19 protein-coding genes are annotated in these 17,960 nt (G+C 30.5%); 13 read left to right on the top strand and 6 right to left on the bottom strand.

Annotation, left to right across the window (positions count from 1 at the left end):
• The 4 genes from PLW95_04450 to PLW95_04435 form a co-directional block, all read right to left on the bottom strand.
• Positions 1 to 535 (bottom strand): (4Fe-4S)-binding protein (locus PLW95_04450; protein ID HOV21913.1); only part of this gene is annotated, 535 nt, incomplete at its 3' end.
• A 42-nt stretch (positions 536 to 577) separates the two neighbouring features.
• Positions 578 to 1,471, bottom strand: a complete 894-nt coding sequence (locus PLW95_04445; protein ID HOV21912.1) for a hypothetical protein — start codon at positions 1,469 to 1,471, stop codon at positions 578 to 580.
• 29 nt (positions 1,472 to 1,500) lie between these two features.
• Entirely contained in the window at positions 1,501 to 3,003 is a 1,503-nt protein-coding gene (locus PLW95_04440; GenBank protein ID HOV21911.1) for an FAD-dependent oxidoreductase, read from the bottom strand.
• On the bottom strand, positions 3,000 to 3,758 hold the full coding sequence (locus tag PLW95_04435; GenBank protein HOV21910.1) for an IclR family transcriptional regulator C-terminal domain-containing protein: 759 nt from the start codon (positions 3,756 to 3,758) through the stop codon (positions 3,000 to 3,002). The genes PLW95_04440 and PLW95_04435 overlap by 4 nt, the downstream gene beginning before the upstream one ends.
• Positions 3,759 to 3,886: 128 nt before the next feature.
• Between PLW95_04435 and PLW95_04430 the strand changes: the two genes are divergently transcribed.
• From PLW95_04430 to lpdA, 12 genes are read left to right on the top strand one after another with little or no spacing between them, the layout of a single operon-like run.
• Complete coding sequence (locus PLW95_04430; protein ID HOV21909.1) at positions 3,887 to 4,813, top strand: D-alanine--D-alanine ligase; 927 nt, start codon at positions 3,887 to 3,889, stop codon at positions 4,811 to 4,813.
• Positions 4,786 to 5,559, top strand: coding sequence for an FtsQ-type POTRA domain-containing protein (locus PLW95_04425; GenBank protein HOV21908.1), 774 nt, complete (start codon positions 4,786 to 4,788; stop codon positions 5,557 to 5,559). The genes PLW95_04430 and PLW95_04425 overlap by 28 nt, the downstream gene beginning before the upstream one ends.
• Positions 5,556 to 6,827 (top strand): cell division protein FtsA, encoded by a 1,272-nt coding sequence (gene ftsA, locus PLW95_04420; protein HOV21907.1) that lies wholly within the window; start codon positions 5,556 to 5,558, stop codon positions 6,825 to 6,827. Before PLW95_04425 ends, ftsA begins: the two co-directional genes overlap by 4 nt.
• The gene (ftsZ, locus tag PLW95_04415) at positions 6,824 to 7,894 is read left to right on the top strand and encodes a cell division protein FtsZ (protein HOV21906.1); all 1,071 of its coding nucleotides are present in this window, start codon (positions 6,824 to 6,826) and stop codon (positions 7,892 to 7,894) included. The genes ftsA and ftsZ overlap by 4 nt, the downstream gene beginning before the upstream one ends.
• Positions 7,891 to 8,700, top strand: a complete 810-nt coding sequence (locus PLW95_04410; GenBank protein HOV21905.1) for a sugar phosphate isomerase/epimerase family protein — start codon at positions 7,891 to 7,893, stop codon at positions 8,698 to 8,700. Before ftsZ ends, PLW95_04410 begins: the two co-directional genes overlap by 4 nt.
• Positions 8,701 to 8,711: 11 nt before the next feature.
• Positions 8,712 to 9,749, top strand: a complete 1,038-nt coding sequence (locus PLW95_04405; protein ID HOV21904.1) for a Gfo/Idh/MocA family oxidoreductase — start codon at positions 8,712 to 8,714, stop codon at positions 9,747 to 9,749.
• A gap of 12 nt (positions 9,750 to 9,761) precedes the next feature.
• Entirely contained in the window at positions 9,762 to 10,865 is a 1,104-nt protein-coding gene (locus PLW95_04400; protein ID HOV21903.1) for a PmoA family protein, read from the top strand.
• Positions 10,862 to 12,391 (top strand): xylulokinase, encoded by a 1,530-nt coding sequence (xylB, locus tag PLW95_04395; protein HOV21902.1) that lies wholly within the window; start codon positions 10,862 to 10,864, stop codon positions 12,389 to 12,391. The genes PLW95_04400 and xylB overlap by 4 nt, the downstream gene beginning before the upstream one ends.
• 10 nt (positions 12,392 to 12,401) lie before the next feature.
• On the top strand, positions 12,402 to 12,797 hold the full coding sequence (rpsI, locus tag PLW95_04390; GenBank protein HOV21901.1) for a 30S ribosomal protein S9: 396 nt from the start codon (positions 12,402 to 12,404) through the stop codon (positions 12,795 to 12,797).
• Positions 12,782 to 13,807 carry an N-acetyl-gamma-glutamyl-phosphate reductase gene (gene argC, locus PLW95_04385; GenBank protein ID HOV21900.1) on the top strand — a complete coding sequence of 342 codons (1,026 nt, stop codon included), beginning with the start codon at positions 12,782 to 12,784 and terminating at the stop codon, positions 13,805 to 13,807. The genes rpsI and argC overlap by 16 nt, the downstream gene beginning before the upstream one ends.
• Positions 13,808 to 13,831: 24 nt before the next feature.
• Complete coding sequence (locus PLW95_04380) at positions 13,832 to 14,395, top strand: HAD family hydrolase (protein HOV21899.1); 564 nt, start codon at positions 13,832 to 13,834, stop codon at positions 14,393 to 14,395.
• The gene (lpdA, locus tag PLW95_04375; GenBank protein ID HOV21898.1) at positions 14,382 to 15,704 is read left to right on the top strand and encodes a dihydrolipoyl dehydrogenase; all 1,323 of its coding nucleotides are present in this window, start codon (positions 14,382 to 14,384) and stop codon (positions 15,702 to 15,704) included. The genes PLW95_04380 and lpdA overlap by 14 nt, the downstream gene beginning before the upstream one ends.
• A gap of 7 nt (positions 15,705 to 15,711) precedes the next feature.
• Here lpdA and PLW95_04370 read toward each other — a convergent pair whose 3' ends face one another.
• Positions 15,712 to 16,554, bottom strand: a complete 843-nt coding sequence (locus PLW95_04370) for a spermidine synthase (GenBank protein ID HOV21897.1) — start codon at positions 16,552 to 16,554, stop codon at positions 15,712 to 15,714.
• On the bottom strand, positions 16,523 to 16,918 hold the full coding sequence (gene speD / locus PLW95_04365) for an adenosylmethionine decarboxylase (protein HOV21896.1): 396 nt from the start codon (positions 16,916 to 16,918) through the stop codon (positions 16,523 to 16,525). The genes PLW95_04370 and speD overlap by 32 nt, the downstream gene beginning before the upstream one ends.
• 107 nt (positions 16,919 to 17,025) lie before the next feature.
• Here speD and PLW95_04360 point away from each other — a divergent pair, with 107 nt between their 5' ends.
• Positions 17,026 to 17,493, top strand: a complete 468-nt coding sequence (locus PLW95_04360; protein HOV21895.1) for a hypothetical protein — start codon at positions 17,026 to 17,028, stop codon at positions 17,491 to 17,493.
• The last annotated feature ends 467 nt before the right edge of the window (positions 17,494 to 17,960 follow it).

Raw genomic sequence — 17,960 nt, 5'->3', positions numbered from 1 at the left:
GTGGAGCATCTGTTAAAATACATGCAAATCTCTGTCTTGGTCCAAATTCAGGAGTGAGAAAGACCTTGCTATATCCAATCTCTCCTAATCCAGCACAAAATGCAGCGATCCTAAAATGAATAAATACATCTGGTGCCGGTTTTTCTGGGGAAACAGGTCTACTCCATCCTTTTTTAAATTCTCCTGTTGCAATATCAACAGCAACTGCTACAAGAGGATTGGGATATGCTGTGGATTCATATCCATTATCTTCAATAAAATTACATACCTGCCTTAATACCAAAGGAGCAAATACAGTATTTATCCCACCATATCCCATTGATGTATAACCACTAAAATATGTCCCTTCTTCAATTCCCCTTAAAAGCCCTCTATGAATACGAAACCCAAACACTATTAATGCTTTTGCATCAGGATTTATGTATCTTGGGTCCATCTGTTTAGGGGCTCCTTCAAACCTATCCATTGATGCAATCCCTACAAGGTCTGCTCCGCATCTCTTACCTACTTCTTTTACTTCTTCACTTGTTATCATTTCTCTTTCCTCCTTTTAGTTTATCATTTTAGAATAATTAAATTATTTAAGTTCCCATGGTTTTCTTTTTCTAAATGGTTCTTCAAATTTGTTTTTTAATTTTCCCTCTTGTTCTAAATGTATCATACATGCACGGATACATCCTTTCCCTCCTTCAAGTGCTCTTGAATAAGATATAACTTCACTTGGTTCTCCTATAAAAGGATTAAATTTCTTGTTCCCACCTTGAAATCCTTTTGAACACGCGTCAATATCTAATTTCCCCCATTCTATTTGTCTACCTGCAACTTTAATTTTAACTACCTCTTTTGAACTTATTGCTTTTCCACTGCATTCTTTTACACATAACATACACCTATCACATATTTTGGGTCCTTCATATATTGGGTCTGGTTGGAGTGGAGCATCTGTTAAAATACATGCAAATCTCTGTCTTGGTCCAAATTCAGGAGTAAGAAAGACCTTACTATAACCAATCTCTCCTAATCCAGCACAAAATGCGGCAATTCTGAAATGGATAAATACATCTGGTGCCGGTTTTTCTGGGGAAACAGGTCTACTCCAGTTCTCTTTTATTACCCCTGAATGATAATCAATTGCTGGCCAGTTATAATAATCATTTGGAATAGGAGTTGCTTCATATCCCTCATTTTCTATATATCTAACTAATTGCCATAAAATCATTGGATTGTAAACTGAGTTAATTCCACCATATCCCATTGAAGAATATGAAAGAAAATATGTCCCTTCTTCAATTCCCCTTAATGTCCCTCTTGGGATTCTTGTTGCTATTACAATTAATGCCTTTGCATCAGGATTTATGTATCTTGGGTCCATCTGTTTTGGTGCTCCTTCAAATCTATCCATTGATGCAATACCTACAAGGTCTGCTCCACACCTCTTCCCTACTTCTTTCACTTCTTCACTCGTTATCATTTTTTCTCCTATGTTTATCCTAACTTTTTTTATTCCTTTATTCTTATTTCATCTTCACCATCGCCAGTATAAACATAAAATTCAGCATTTTCAGGAATAGGTTTTCTTGGTCCACCTTTTACATAAACTGGTGGTTCTTTTTTCAAATTTACACCTTCATCGTCAAGTTTATCTCTTAGGAGATTAGTATTTAATTTTCTTGGAGCAACATTTTCTTTAATTGAAAGAGATGCAGCAGTTCCCGCAGCATGTCCTATTGTTATACATGTCATTATTAATCTTGTTCCAGCACTTCCTTCAAAATCAGCAGAAATACATCTACCTGCTACAAGTAAATTGTCAATTTTAACTGGAACAAGGCATCTATAAGGAATTTCATAATATTGCCCTGGCTTCAAATATGCTCTATATTCCCCTTTTGGATTATTTTTCACACAACAAACCCTTCCGTCTTGTCTTGGTTCTTTAGTACAAAATGCTGGTTCTTTTGGTTCCTTAAAATGAGTATGTTTTATATGAGGCAGGTCATTTATGGGATTATGTATATCAAAACCATGTGTGTCTCTTGCAATTGCATCAGGAAATTTTTTTGCTAATGCAAGGTCTTCTCCTGTAAATTTATATTCTCCAACAATCCTTCTTGACTCTCTTACTCCTAAAATAGTTGCAGTATAACTTAACCATGAATTCTCAAATCCACAAACAGTTTCTCTATAAAATTCTACTAATTGTTGAATTTGCTTTCTCTGTTCAATTGCAATTCTTGTTAAATCCTCTGCATCTGTTGCTTTACATTTTCTGCTATGAGCAGTACAAGCATAAACTTCTCCTCTATCTGATGGTCTTCCTGGAAATGGACCTAAATATCCTTTTTCAACAAGTCGTGGTAATTTTCCTTTTCTTGCTGCTTCTTCTATTTTCATCTGAATTGTAGAATAAAAATCCCTCGGTTGAAATTTTGTTGTATCAGCATTATTTAAAACAAAATCTAAAGAAACTGCCTGATTATATCCATCCATTAATTCCCATCCTTCTTCAACAGGTACTCCTGAAAAATAGGAAACTTCTGCATCTCCACTACAATCAATAACTCTTTTTGCTAAAATTGCACTTCTACCGGAAATATTTTGTATTACAACTCCTTTTATTTCATTTCCTTCAACTATTGAATCAATAACATAAGTCCAGTAAAGAATTTTTACTCCTGCCTCAATCGCCATTTGTTCCATAATATACTTTGTTTTTTCAGGATCACAAATCCTTTCTGCTATACCCTTTCCATCTTCTAACCTTTCCAGTAATCTTTTTCCTATTCCTTCTGGATAACTTGCCATGTAACATACCAAACCAAGGGTCACCAGCCCACCGAGTGCTCCCTGTTTTTCAATAAGCATCGTCTTCATCCCATTCTCTGCACTGCTTATTGCCGCTGCAAATCCTGCTGTTCCACCACCAACTACAACAACATCCACTTCATATTTCACATTAAGATTTTCTTTAAATTCTATCCTGCCATTCTCTGCTTTTATCATTTTTCTCCTCTTAAGTTTAAGGTAATTTGTTCGCCCGCTTTTTTTATTTCTTTTATTATTTTTTCTTTTCTTTGTCCTTTAAATCTTATCCTTGGTAAATAAACACCAAGAGAAGCACATACTTTTCCATCAGGGCTAAAAATGGGAACTGCTATTGCTACAACTGTTTCTCTCTCTATTATTTCAATTTTCTTTTCTTTTATTTTTTTAAGTTCTTTTTGTAAGTCATTATAATTTCTTATATTATTCCATTTTTCTTTTGGAAAACCATTTCTTTTTATATACTCATTAACCACCTTTTTATCTAAATAGGAAAGTAAAACTCTACCTGTTGCCTGGCTGTAACAAGAACTATATATAAATTGGTTTAAATTAACTGATATTAATTGTTTGTCATAAGATGCAGTTGCTATTGTATATCTTTCACCTTTCCAGAAAATTGCAAGTACAACCGATTCTTTTATTTCTTCTGCAAGTGCTTTCATAACTGGCTCTGAAACTTTAAGTAAAATATTCCTATTAGCAAAAGGTAAAAATATATTCAATAGTTTTTCTCCAATTTTATATTTTCTTGTCTGAATATTTTTTTCAAGATAACCAAGTGAAAATAGAGTTGAAACAAGTGAATGAGTTGTCGTTAATTTCAAGTTTAATTTCTTTGCGATTTCACTAACACTACAACCCTCTTTTCCCCTATCTGCTAATACTTCAAATATTCCCATTATTTTTTCTATTACTTTTATTTTCTTTTCCATTTTCTACATTGTCGTATTGATACTATTATATCGTAAATTATACTACAAAAAATTTTTCTGTCAACACACACATATTCTTTTATCAATTTAAAATTGACATAAAAAACCAATCTATTAAAATAAAAGTTATGAAAATAATTGTTCTTGCTGGGGGGAAAAGTCCCGAAAGAGATGTTTCTTTAATGTCAGGGAAACAAGTATATAATGCTTTAAAAAGAAAGAATTATAGTGTTATTTTGCTTGACCCATCAAAAAAAACTTTTTTAAAAAAACTTATTGAATTTAAGCCAGACTGTGTTTTTATTGTTCTTCACGGTGGAAAAGGAGAAAATGGAGTTATTCAGGGAACTCTTGAAACACTGAATATTCCCTATACTGGTTCAGGAGTGCTTTCTTCTGCTATGTGTATGAATAAAATTATAACAAAAAAATTCCTTAAATTTCATAAAATACCTACCCCACCTTTTGTAGTCGTTGAAAAAAATAAAAAATTCCATCTTCCTTTTTCTTTTCCTGTTGTAGTAAAACCAGCAAATTTAGGTTCAACCATAGGAATAAGAATAGTAAAAAAAGAAAAAGAATTAAAAAAAGCAGTGAAAGAATGTTTTAATTTAGATAATGATGTCTTTATTGAAAAATTTATTGAAGGGAAAGAAATAACCATTGGAATACTTGGGAATGAAAAAATAAGGGTATTACCTGCGATTGAAATAAGAACAAAAACAGGATTTTATGATTATAAAGCGAAGTACACTCCTGGTGAAAGTCAACACATTATTCCTCCTGAAATTCCAGAAAAATTTCTTAAAAATGCTTATAACAATGCAAAAAAAGTTTATAAGATAATGAGATGCAGTGGATTTGCAAGAATGGAAATAATGATTAATAAAAATGGTGTACCATATATTTTAGATGTAAATACAATTCCTGGAATGACTAAAACAAGTTTATTGCCTGATGCTGCAAAATATGCAGGGATAAATTTTGATGATTTATGTGAACAAATTTTAAATTATGCAATTGAAAAATGGAAGAAAAAACAGAAAGAAGAATAAGAGAAATAAGACAAAGAATCTGGGAAAAAAGAAAAAATAAAATAAAAATAATTTTTATCATTATTTTAATTTTATCTTTAATATATTTATCTTTTAAAATTAAAAGTTCAACAATAAAATTTTTATGGCAATTGGACACCTTCAAATTAAAAGAAGTTGAAATTGTTCCTGATAAGGCAAAATTTTATATTGAGCCAGTGTTAGAACTTGAAAAAGATAAAAATCTACTTTTTATAGATATTGATGATTTAAGACAAATGATACTTAATATTCCAGAAGTTGAAAACTGCAAAATTAAAAAAATATATCCTGATAAATTATATATAGATATTTCATTAAGAAAACCATTTGTCAGTGTAATATACAATGAGAGAAAATATATAATTGATAAAAATGGAGTTGTTCTATCAGATATAGAAGAAGAAAAAAATTATATTGATATATATGGAATTAAAATTGAGCAAAATTGTGTAAATGAAACTGATAGATGGAAATTAAATATTTTGGATGAAATTAAAAAATGGTATAATTACTTCAATTTAAGAAAATTTTTTTTAGTTAACCAGATAAATTTTATTTCTCCAAATGAAATAATTTTATATACTGATAAAGGAATTATAAAAATGAAGAAGAGTGATATAAAGTCACAGATGGAAAAAATTTCAATCCTATTACAAGAATTGCAGGGAAATATAGAAAGATGGGAATATATTGACTTGAGATATAAAAATATTTACAAAAAATGAATGAAAATTTAATTACAGGGCTTGATATTGGCAGTGGAAAAATTTTAGGAATTACAGGTTATTTATCAGATACAGGAATAGACATTCTTGGAACAGAAATCGTTGAAGTACCTGAAAATTTCATAACAAAAGGTAGGATAACTGATATTGAAGGAGTAACAAATTTACTTTTTGATGTTTTCGATTCTTTAAGTGAGCAGGTTAAAGAAAGAATAAGTTATGTAACAATTGGAATAGGTGGCGGTTATGTAAAAGGAAGTATATATTCAAAAAAAATAGAAATAACTCCTAATGGAAGGGAAATAAATAAGAATGATATTCAATTTTTAAAAAAAGAAATAAAAAATTCTATTATGGCAGGAAAAGAAGTTGGTGAAAAAATATTAACAATTCTTCCTCAATTCTACATAATAGATGGACATAATATAACTACAAAATTACCCATTGGAATGCATGGAAATACTCTTGAAATGAAAGTTCTTGCAATATCTGTTGAAATAAATCCTGTTAAAGATATTGGACATTGTATTGAAAGCGCAGGAGGACAGATTGAACATATTTTCCCACATGCATGGGCATCCGGAGAAGCAACCTTAACAGAAGAAGAAAAAGAAATGGGATGTCTTTTAATTGATATGGGCAAAGGGACAACAGATATTGCTATCTATTTCAAAAACACTATAACCGAAGTGGCATCTTTTAGAATTGGGGGCTGGTATATTGATAATGACCTATCCGCTGTTCTATACACTCCCATTGAGCTGGCTGAAGAATTAAAAATTAACTATGGATATTGTAATTATCTGAAAATGAAAGAAAATAAGGACCCTAAACTTCTTGAAGAGATTGAAATATCCAGTCCATCTGGTAAAATAATAGGAAAAGTTACAGTTGAAAAAATTTCGGAGATTGTTTATGCAAGAGTTACTGAAATTCTTTATGATTATGTAAAGCCAGTTGTTGTAAAAAATTCTCTTTCAGTTTCATTGGCTGGAGGAGTAATTATAACAGGAGGATGCTCTAAACTAAAAGGAATTATAGAATTATCTTCAGATATATTTAAACTTCCCGTTAGAATTGGAGTTCCTATAAGAACATACAACCTAGATAAAAATTTTCAAAAACCAGAATATTCATCTGCCTTTGGACTTATCACTCTTGCATCTAAACAACTTAAAGAAAGGCAGAAATCATTTTATGATAAATTAAAGGAGACATTTGCGAAAATAAAAAAAAACTTTAAAAAGGGGTTGAGGAAAATAAAATGATTCAAATGATACAACAAACACCAGAAGAAGGAATAATAAATATAAAAGTAGTTGGAGTTGGAAATGCTGGCGGAAATATCATTTCAAGAATTCATGACAAAATTGAAGGTGTTTCCTTTGTTCTTTTTAATACGGAAAGTAATGCTTTAAAACAAGCAAAGGGGGATATTAAAATTCAAATTGGAGAAAAAACAACCCAGGGCATTGGAGCAGGCAAAGACCCTGAAAAAGGTAAATTTGCAGCAAATGAAGATAGAGAAAAAATAGAAGAAATTTTTAAAAACACAAATATTACCTTTTTAGTAGCAGGACTTGGTGGTGGGACGGGTACAGGAAGTTCACCTGTTATAGCAAAAATAGCAAAAGACCTTGGAAGTATTGTTATCGCCCTTGTTACAACTCCTTTTGAATTTGAAGGGGAAAAAAGGATGGAGCATGCAATTAATGGGATAGAGGTACTTTTAAATAATGTAGATACACTAATTCACATTTCAAATCAAAAACTCTATGAAATTGTTGATAATACTGTTTCCTTTGCTTCTGCTTTTGGAAAAATAGATGAAATTATTGAAAGAACAATATCTTCTATTTCAGACCTTATAAATAAACCAAAATTACTTGATATTGATTTTGCAGATATATGCTCTGTTGTTCAAAATGGAGGAAAAGGAATAGTTGGAATTGGTTATGGAGAAGGGGAAAAAAGGATGGAAGAAAGTACAAAACAAATACTTGAAAACCCTCTTGTAGAAAAAAGCGAAATAATGGAAGCAAAAAAAATTCTTATAAGTATGACTGGAGGCAGTGATTTAACATTAATTGAAGTTGGAGAAACAATGAAACTAATACAGTCAAAAATATTCTCTCCATTTCGTGTTCTTGGAGTTGCAATTGATGAAAATTTAAAAAACTCTGTAAAAATTACCCTCCTTGCCACTGGAATTGGGAAAAAGGTGGAAATTAAAAAACCAAAAGAAGAAGATAAATTACCACTTGGGGAGATAGAAAAACCAGCAACAAATATTGATACACCTGCAATTTTAAGAAAAAAAGGGGGAAGTTTATGAAAATCGGGATATGTAATGAGATGTTTGAAAATTGGGATATAGAAAAAATTTTTTATTTTATAAAAGAAATTGGATATGAAGGATTAGAAATTGCACCATTTACTCTTGGAAATTCAGTTGATGAAATTGAAAAAGAACTAATAGAAAAAATAAAATTTCTTTCTAAAAAAACAGATATTGAAATTATTGGAACTCACTGGTTGCTTGCAAAACCAGAAGGCTTGTCTGTTTCAACAAATGATAAATCAGTAAGAGAAAAAACATCTTCTTACTTATGTCAACTTGTTCATTTCACAGCAGAAATAGGGGGAAAAATTATGGTATTTGGTTCTCCAAAGCAAAGAAATATAGAAAAAAACCAAACATATGATGAAGTCAAAAAAAACTTTATTGAATGCCTTTTAAAACCACTGGAAGTAGCAGAAAAAGAGAATATTTATATTTGTTTAGAACCACTGGCAAAATCAGAAACAAATTTTATAAATACTGCAAAAGAAGCAATAGAAATAATAAATGAGGTAGGCCACCCAAATTTGAAACTTCATTTAGATGTTAAAGCAATGTGTGATGAAGGAAAACCAATACCAGAAATAATAAAAGAAAGTAGAAGGTACCTAAAGCATTTTCATACAAATGATAAAAATTTACTTGGTCCTGGTTTTGGAGATGTTAACTATGAACCAATAATTGAAACATTAAAAGAAATTGGTTATAATGGATACCTTTCAGTTGAAGTTTTTAATTTCTCACCAGGAGCAGAGGTAATAGCAAGAAAAAGTATTGAATATTTGAGAAAATTTCTATAAAGGGAGAAAAAATGGAAAAGGTAAAAATAGCAATTACAGGGCTTGGAAGAAGTGGATGGAATATACACGCTCATCTTATTTCACAACTACCTGAAAAATATGAAATTATTGCTGTTTCTGACCCTGATGAAAATAGGAGAAAACAGGCAGAAGAAAAGTTTGATTGTAAAAGTTATGAAAAATTTGAAGATATGCTGAATAATGATGAAATTGAAGTAGTAGTTGTTGCAACACCATCTCATCTTCATTCTTCTTATTCAATTTCTGCATTAAAAAAAGGAAAAAATGTCATATGTGAAAAACCAATGGCAACAAATTTGGAAGATGCAGATAAAATGATTGAAGTAGCAAAAAAAGAAGGTAAAATTTTAACTATTTTTCATAATAGAAGATATTCACCTGATTTTCTTAAAGTTAAAGAAGTAATTGACACAGGAGTTCTTGGTAGAATTGTTTTAATAAAAATGATGTGGCACAGTTTTGCAAGAAGATGGGACTGGCAAACACTGAAAAAATATGGTGGCGGCACTCTTAACAATACAGGTCCACATCCAGTTGACCAGGCACTGCAATTCTTTGGTGAAAAAGAAGACCCTGAAATTTTCTGCCATATGGAGAGAACATTAACACTTGGAGATGCAGAAGACCATGTAAAAATTATATTTAAAGGTAAAATTTCGCCTATGATAGACCTTGAAATTACAAGTTGTTGCTGTTATCCAGAAGAGCCATATTTAATAATGGGAACCTGCGGTGGATTGAAAGGAAATTATACAAAACTCCAATGGAAATATTTCAAGGTAGAAAAATTACCAGAAAGGAAAGTTCAGACACAACCAACCCCTGATAGGTCATATAATAGTGAAGAAATACCATGGGAAAAAGAGGAAATATGGGAATTACCACAAAATCAACATGACTATCAATTAAATTTTTATATTGACCTTTATGAAACATTAAAGAAAAACAAACCACTAAAAATTACACCTGAGAGTGCAAGAAGAGTTATGTGGGCTATTGAAAAATGTCATAAAATTGCAGGAATTTAAAAGGAGAGAGAAATGGAAATAATTGTAAAAAATTGTAAGAGAAAATTTTATAATGGAATAATTAAATTTGATTTTGATGGAGAAGGTATTTATGTAGATAAAAAAGAAAATATATATTTTCAGGTAGATGAAGAAGAAAAAAAGATGTTTTTCATAGATGAATTTGAAGAAAATGAAGAAAAAAATTTGAATTTAGAAAAAATTGAAAATTCCCCAGAAATAGTAAAAGTTGTTGAAAATACTAAAAATGAAGAAGTTAATGTTTTTATAAATGAGGAACTTTTCACAACTTATCACTATTCAGAAAAAGTTACCCGCCCTTTCCTAAACCCTGTTATTGGTCCCGATGGAAAATCAGTTGTTAGACCTCCTGCTTCAGAAGGAAACACAGAAAATTTTGACCATATTCATCATAGAGGAATATTAGTTGCACATGGAGATGTAAATGGAACTGATAATTGGTCTGAAGAGGAAGGACATGGAAAAACAATACATAAAAAATTTATTTCTCTCATTTCAGGACCTGTTTTCGGGAAAATTCATTCTTTAAGTGACTGGGTAAATAATAAGGGAAATAAAATCCTTCAAGAAGAGCGAATTATTACAATTTATAACTTACCAAAAAATATTAGAATTATTGACCATAAGATAATTTTAAAAGCAACAGAAGGAGAAGTTGTTTTTAAAGATACAAAAGAAAGTGGACTTCTAAGTATCAGGGTCTATCCATCTATGGAAGTAAGAAATGGCGGAACAATGAAAAATTCTTATGGAGCAATTGGTGAAGAAGAATGCTGGGGAAAAAGAGCAAATTGGTGTGATTATTATGGGAAAATTGATGAAACTTCATGTGGAATAAGTGTTTTTGATTTTACAGAAAATCTGAGATATCCAACATACTGGCATATAAGGGACTATGGATTATTTACTGCAAACTTTTTTGGAATTTCTGATTTTTCAGGTGATAAAAGAAAAAGTGGTACATATATTTTACCTGCATATCAGGACCTAAAACTTTTACATAGAATTTACATACATTCTGGAACAACAGAAGAAGGTAAAGTTAAAGAAATGTATCTGAATTTTATATATCCACCTAAAATTGAAATAAAGTGAAATATTTACTTGGAATAGATATTGGAACAAGTGGAGCAAAAATAATTATTATAGATGAAAAAGCAATTATAAAAAATTCAGAAACAATAGAATATCCCGTTTTTACACCAAAAACAAATTGGGCAGAACAAAATCCTCTTGATTGGAAACAGGCAACATTAACTGGAATTAGAAAAATTATTGAAAAATCAGATATAAATCCATCTGACATAAAAGCAGTTGGTTTAACAGGACAAATGCATGGTTCTGTCTTTCTTGATAAAAATTTCAAAGTAATTTATCCTGCAATTTTGTGGTGTGACCAGAGAACAACAAAAGAGTGTGATGAAATAAATGAAATTATTGGTAAAAAAAGAATTTTTGAAATTACATCCAATCCAGTTCTGACTGGTTTTCAAGCACCAAAAATTATATGGTTAAGAAAGAATAAACCATCTATCTACAAAAAGGTAAGAAAAATTCTTTTACCAAAAGATTATATAAGGTTTATTCTTACTGGCGTTTTTGCTACTGATGTATCAGATGCATCAGGAACATCTCTTTTTGATGTTAAAAGGAGAAAATGGTCAGAAGAAATTATTGAAAAACTTAAAATACCAATTGAATTTTTACCAGAAGTTTTTGAATCAGAAGATATTACTGGTTATATTACAAAAGAAACTTCTAATATTACAAAATTAAAAGAAGGAACTCCAGTTGTAGCAGGAGCAGGAGACCAGGCAGCAGGAGGAATTGGAAACGGGATAGTTGAAGAGGGCAAGGTTTCTATTACAATAGGAACAAGTGGAGTTGTTTTTGCTCATTCAGAGGAAGTTGTTGTTGACCCAGAAGGACGACTTCATACCTTCTGCCATGCAGTTAGGGGTAAATGGCATCTCATGGGAGTTATGCTTTCTGCGGGTGGCTCTTTAAGATGGGTGAGAGATACTTTTTGTAATGAAGAAATTCAACAGGCAAAAATTAAAAATTTAGATACCTATGATATAATGACAGAAAAAAGTAAAAAAGTTCCTCCTGGATGTGAAGGGCTTATTTTTCTCCCCTATCTTGCAGGAGAAAGATGTCCATATCCTGACCCTGATGCAAAAGGTGTTTTTTTTGGGCTTTCTCTAAAACACAAAAAAGAACATATAATCAGAAGTGTTATTGAGGGAGCAACTTTTGGACTTTTAGATTCCATTGAGATTATGAAAGAAATAAAATTACCACTTGGGGAGAAATATATTGTATCTGGTGGTGGAGGAAAAAGTGATTTCTGGTGTTCAGTTATGCCTGATATTTTCAACAAAAAAATTACAAAATTATCAAACCAGGAAGGGCCTTCTTATGGAGCAGCAATTCTTGCAGGAGTTGGAATAGGTATTTTCAAAGATGCTAAGAGCGCCTGCAAAAAATTCATTAAAGAAAAAGATGTATTTAAACCTGATATAAAAAATGTTAAAATATATAAAAGTGCATATAAAATTTATAGAAAACTTTACTCATCATTAAAAAATGATTTTAAACTCTTAAAAGAGATAAGTTAAGGAGGAATTTATGGAGAAGGGAAATTTAACAATAGCAGTTGGAAGAAGAAAAACATCAAGAGCAATAGTTAAATTTAAAGAAGGAAAAGGTGAAATAAAAATAAACAATAAAGAAATTTCAACTTATTTTCCTTTATTTTATCAAAAAGAAGAGGTTTTAAAACCACTTTCAGTAACTGATACAAAAGATAAATTTGATATAAATGTAAAAGTTGAAGGTGGAGGGATTACAGGACAAATTGATGCTACCAAACTTGCAATAGCAAGAGCATTAATAAAATATGACCCATCTCTTACGCCAAAATTAAGAGAATTTGGACTTCTTACAAGGGACCCGAGGATGCCTGAAAGAAAAAAGTACGGACAGAAAAAAGCAAGAAAGAAATTCCAGTGGACAAAAAGATAAAAGTCGGGATATTTGGTATAAGTGGGAGTGCAGGAGAAAAACTTACAGAGATACTTACTTTTCATCCATTAGTAGAAATAACTGCTGGGTATGTTGCTTCTGATGAAAAACAACAAAATATAGAAGAAATTATTCCAAAACTTAAAGGTATTATAAATTTTGAATGTAAAAATAAAATTGATTGGGAATTTATAAAAGAAAATTGTGATTTAGTTTTTTTATCTCTTCCTCACTCTGTCTCTATGAACTATGTTCCTGAACTATTAAAATTAGGTAAAAAAATAATTGATTTGAGTGCTGATTTTCGTTTTAAAGATATTTCTGTTTATGAAAAATGGTATGTAAAACACATTTGTCCTGAATTTATAAATAATGTTGTTTATGGACTGCCTGAACTTTATAGAGATGAAATTAAAAAAACATCTTTTATAGCAAACCCTGGATGTTATCCCACATCAGTCATTTTAGGATTACTTCCTCTTATAAAAAATAACCTAATTGAAGAGAATATAATAGCAAATTCTGTAAGTGGTGTAACAGGAGCAGGAAAAAAACCATCAGAAACTAACATTTTTATTCAATGCAACGAAAACATATCCGCATATAAAATAGGTAGCCATAGACACCAACCAGAAATTGAAGAAATTTTAAAAAGTGTTGGGGGAAAAAATTATAAAGTCCTTTTTGTACCACATCTTGCTCCTTATGACCAGGGCATTTTATCAACCATATACATAAAGACAAATAGAATGTTAGAAGAAAAAGAAATTACTAACTTATATAATGAATTTTATAAAAATGAACCATTTATTCGTCTTATGGACTATGGTAACTGCCCATCAGTAAAAAATGTTAGAGATACAAATTTTTGTGATATTGGCTTTAAAATTATTGAGAATAATATTGTTATAATGTCAGCAATTGATAATTTAGTTAAGGGAGCAAGCGGTCAGGCAATTCAAAATATGAACTTGATGTATGGACTTAAAGAAACCCTCCCCTTTCTATAACCGTTTATAAACCACGGGATTGTAATGGAAAAGATAATTTTTTTAGATAGAGATGGAGTTATTTCTATTTTTACTCCAAATGATTTTATTAAAAAATGGGAAGAATTTAAATTTTTGCCAGATGCAATTGAAGGGTTGAAAATTTTAACAGATGCTGGATATAAAATAGTTATAATATCAAATCAATCAGGTGTAGGAAAGAAAATTTTTACAGAAGAAGACCTGAATGAAATCACAGAAAATATGAAAAAAATACTATTTACCAATGGAATAGAAATTTATAGAGTTTATTATTGTACCCATACAGAAAAAGATAATTGTAATTGTAGAAAACCAAAACCAGGACTTTTCTTAAAAGCGAGAGAAGAAATTGGAAATATTGATTTTTCTAAGACATTTTTTATAGGAGATTCAGAAAAAGATGTTATAGCAGGAAAAACAGTTGGTGCAAAAACAATTCTTGTCCTTTCAGGACAGACAAAATCAAAGAAAGAAACAGAAAAATGGGAAATAAAACCAGACTATATTTTTAAAAATTTGAAAGAAAGTGCAGAGTTTATAATTGGGAGGAAATATGGAGAAATATGATGTTGTTGTAATTGGTGGAGGTCCTGCTGGATACCCATGTGCAATAAAATGTGCTCAAAATGGGAAAAAAGTCTGTTTAATTGAAGAAATGGCTATAGGTGGAGTATGTTTAAATAGAGGTTGTATTCCAACAAAATCTCTTTATACAATTTCAAAAGAAATTGAAAAAAGTAAATTCACATCAATTAAAAAAGAGACATCTTTTTCATGGCAGGGAATTCTTTCAGAAATTTTAACAGATGTTGTAATGAGATTAAGAGCAGGTGTTAATATGCTCTTAAAATCATATGGAATAGAAGTTATTGCTAAAAAGAAAGGAGAAATTATTGATAACAATATTGTGAGAATTGAAAATGAAGAAATTTATGGAGAAAATATAGTAATTGCAACAGGAAGTTTGCCATTTGTTCCTGACTGTTTCAAAAATGATGAAAGAGTTATAAGCAGTGAGCAATTATGGAAACTTAATGAACTACCAGAAAGTATTGGAATTATTGGTGGTGGATTTATTGGATGTGAATATGCTTCAATTTTAAGTAAATTTGGAGTTGAGGTTACAATTTATGAAATGATGGATGCACTTCTTTTAGGAAAAGATAAAGAAATTACCAACTATCTTAAAAATTCTTTTGAAAAAAGAGGAATAAAAATCAATCTTGGCAAACCAATTAAAAATTCTGAAGAAATAAAAGAAGAAAAAATTATTGTTGCAGTTGGTAGAAAACCAAATTTACCTCAAATACCAGAAGAAATAGAAAAAGACAATGGATGGCTCAAAACAGATGAAAAAATGAAAACAAACATTAAAAATATTTATGCAATTGGTGATATAAATGGGAAATTTCCACTTGCCTATGTTGCTACAAAAGAAGGAGAAATATCTGCTGAAAATATATCAGGAAAAGAAGTTACTATTAACTATGATATAGTTCCAGAAGTTATTTTTACTGACCCTCAAATAGGTGTTTGTGGGCTAACAGAGGAACAGGCAAAGGCAAAAGGAATAAATGTTTCAATTGGAAAATTTCCATATAATGCTCTAGGAAGGGCATGTGCAGATAAAAAAACAGATGGATTTGTAAAAGTAATTTCCAATTCTGATACAGATGAAATTGTTGGTATTCATATTATTGGGGAATTAGCAACAGAACTTGTATCTTTTTCAACCCTAACTATTAGTAATGGACTTAAAATAAAGGATGTTGAAAAAATTTTTTACTGCCATCCAACTTTTTCAGAAGGAATAATGGAAGGAATTATGGATCTAAAAAGAAAAAGTGTACATCTCCCACCAAAAAAATCAACTTAAAACTTTTTTAAAGAATTTTTAATTCTTTTTCAAAATAATAAGGAAGCACAAAAAGATGGTGGTGAATTTCTGGTGAATAATATTTTAATTCAATTTTAGTTTTTATTTCAGGGATATTTTCAATATTGATATTTCCTTTCACTCCAATTATAAAACTGAATCCTGGAAGAAACCCTGCAATAGGAAAAGAGTATATTTTAACCATATCAAAAACATTTTTCATATTTTTATATATCATCTTTAAAATTTCCGGTTGAAAATAATATCCACCACCAGCATAAGTTGTGAAAATTCCGAATTTGTTTAACCGTAAAAAAACTTTTATATAAAAATCAGTTGTATATAAATAATGCGAATTATTAGAAGGGTCTGTCGCATCAACAATTATTACATCATATATCTCTTCTTCTTTTTTTATAAATTTTACTCCATCATCAATAATAAGTTCAGTTCTTTTATCACAAAAAGCCCCCCTATCATATTTAAGGTAGTTTTTTGCAATTTCAATCATTTCACCATCTATATCAACCATTTTTGTTTTTTCAACAGGATGTTTTAAAACTTCTCTTAAAGTTGCACCTTCTCCACCACCAATAATAAGAACTTTTTTACAATCAGGATGAGGGAAAATTGCAGGATGAACAAGAATTTCATGATAATTTTCTTCAAATTTTTCAACTGATTGTAAATTGCCATCTATAAATAAGAGTTTACCAAACTGCTTTGAAATACAAATTTCAATTTTCTGATATTTAGTTTGCTTTTCTAAAATTTTCTTTTCCACCACATAACATAGACCAATCCCTTCTGAATACCAGTCAACCATAGTCATGTTTAAATTTTTTTGCATAAAATCCCCTTTCAAATTTAAGTATTGTTGGTTTCTGTGAATTAAGTTTTTCAACTATACATTCAAATCCTTTTGTTGGTAATGAATTATCTCCACATGTATAAATATCTACGGAAGCATAATTAAACTCTGGCCATGTATGAATACTTATATGACTTTCACTTATAAGAACATAACCACTAACTCCCATAGGGGTAAATTTATGAACTTTTACACTTAAAATAGTGGTATTAGAAATTTTTGCTACTTCTATTAAGAGATTTTGTATTTTTTCTGAATTATCAAGAAAATCGCATCTACAATCATAAAGGTCAATTATAAGGTGGGTACCAACTGGAGACACAAGATAAAGTTCTTTCTTCATTTCTATCTCCTTTTTGTTTTCCTCCATCTTAAAAGAAGGAACTTTACACTACACCTTTTAAAGTTTATAATTAAATAGTAATTTAAAAAAAGAAAGGTGTCAATAAAATGAGAAAAAGAGAAAATAATGAGTTTAGAAGTTTAAAATATGTTTTTTTTGAGTCAGTTATATTTCCTTTTATACTTTTGATAATTGCACTGTATCTCAAAAAAAATGGTTTTAAGCATTTTGTTCCTGATTACGAAGAAGGTATGGCAAGAATTGTGCAGTATATTTTGTTTTTTTCAGGCCTTTTTATTTTTTTCTTCTGTGAAGGGATTTCTGATTTCATAGTAAAAAGGATATTTATAAAAGAAAACGAACAAAAAAATTTTTATTCTTATTATGCATATACAATAATTATGCTCTGGACTTTAAATCTTATAACAATTGTAGGTTTTATTGGCTTTTTAATATGCGGAAATATTACATGGCTTTCTGTCTTTTTAATTTTGAATATTTCTATGGTCTATAAATATTTCCCTTCTAAAAAACATCTTGAAAATTTAATAAGTAAATTGGAAAAGAAACAATAAAATTAGAGCGGGATACGGGCTCGTTCTATAGAACTACGCCCAAGGGATTGTTCTGTAGAACTACGCCCAAGGGGATTGTGCTTACTAAATTGAAAAGAAATTTTTTCTGCCACGCCAACTCACTCCTTCCTTTGTAAAAGGAAGGACGGGATGGATTGTCTTACACAGAAGGGTTTAGAGTATTGCTTACAGACCATCCTACCCTCCTTCGCTAATGCTCAGACGGGCAGGCGCCGAAGCGATAAGTTACGCTTACGGGATTTTATTAAATCCCCCTCCCCCCTTTGGTTAAAGGGGGAAGTTTTTTGGGAAAACAAAGCACCAACTCTGATTTGCTGATCTTTGCTACTTTTGTCGGTAGCAGTTGTGCTATCTGGGAGACGATGACACACCAACTCTGAGATACAAGGTAAGCTACTTTAGTCGGTTTGAACCCAAAAGGTTCAACTCCCTTACAAAGTTAGAGA

This window comes from bacterium (genome assembly GCA_035370465.1).
Taxonomy (GTDB): domain Bacteria; phylum Ratteibacteria; class UBA8468; order B48-G9; family JAFGKM01; genus JAGGVW01.
The sequence above is the reverse complement of the archived record's forward strand: the minus strand, read 5'-3'. Positions and strand labels throughout refer to the sequence as shown.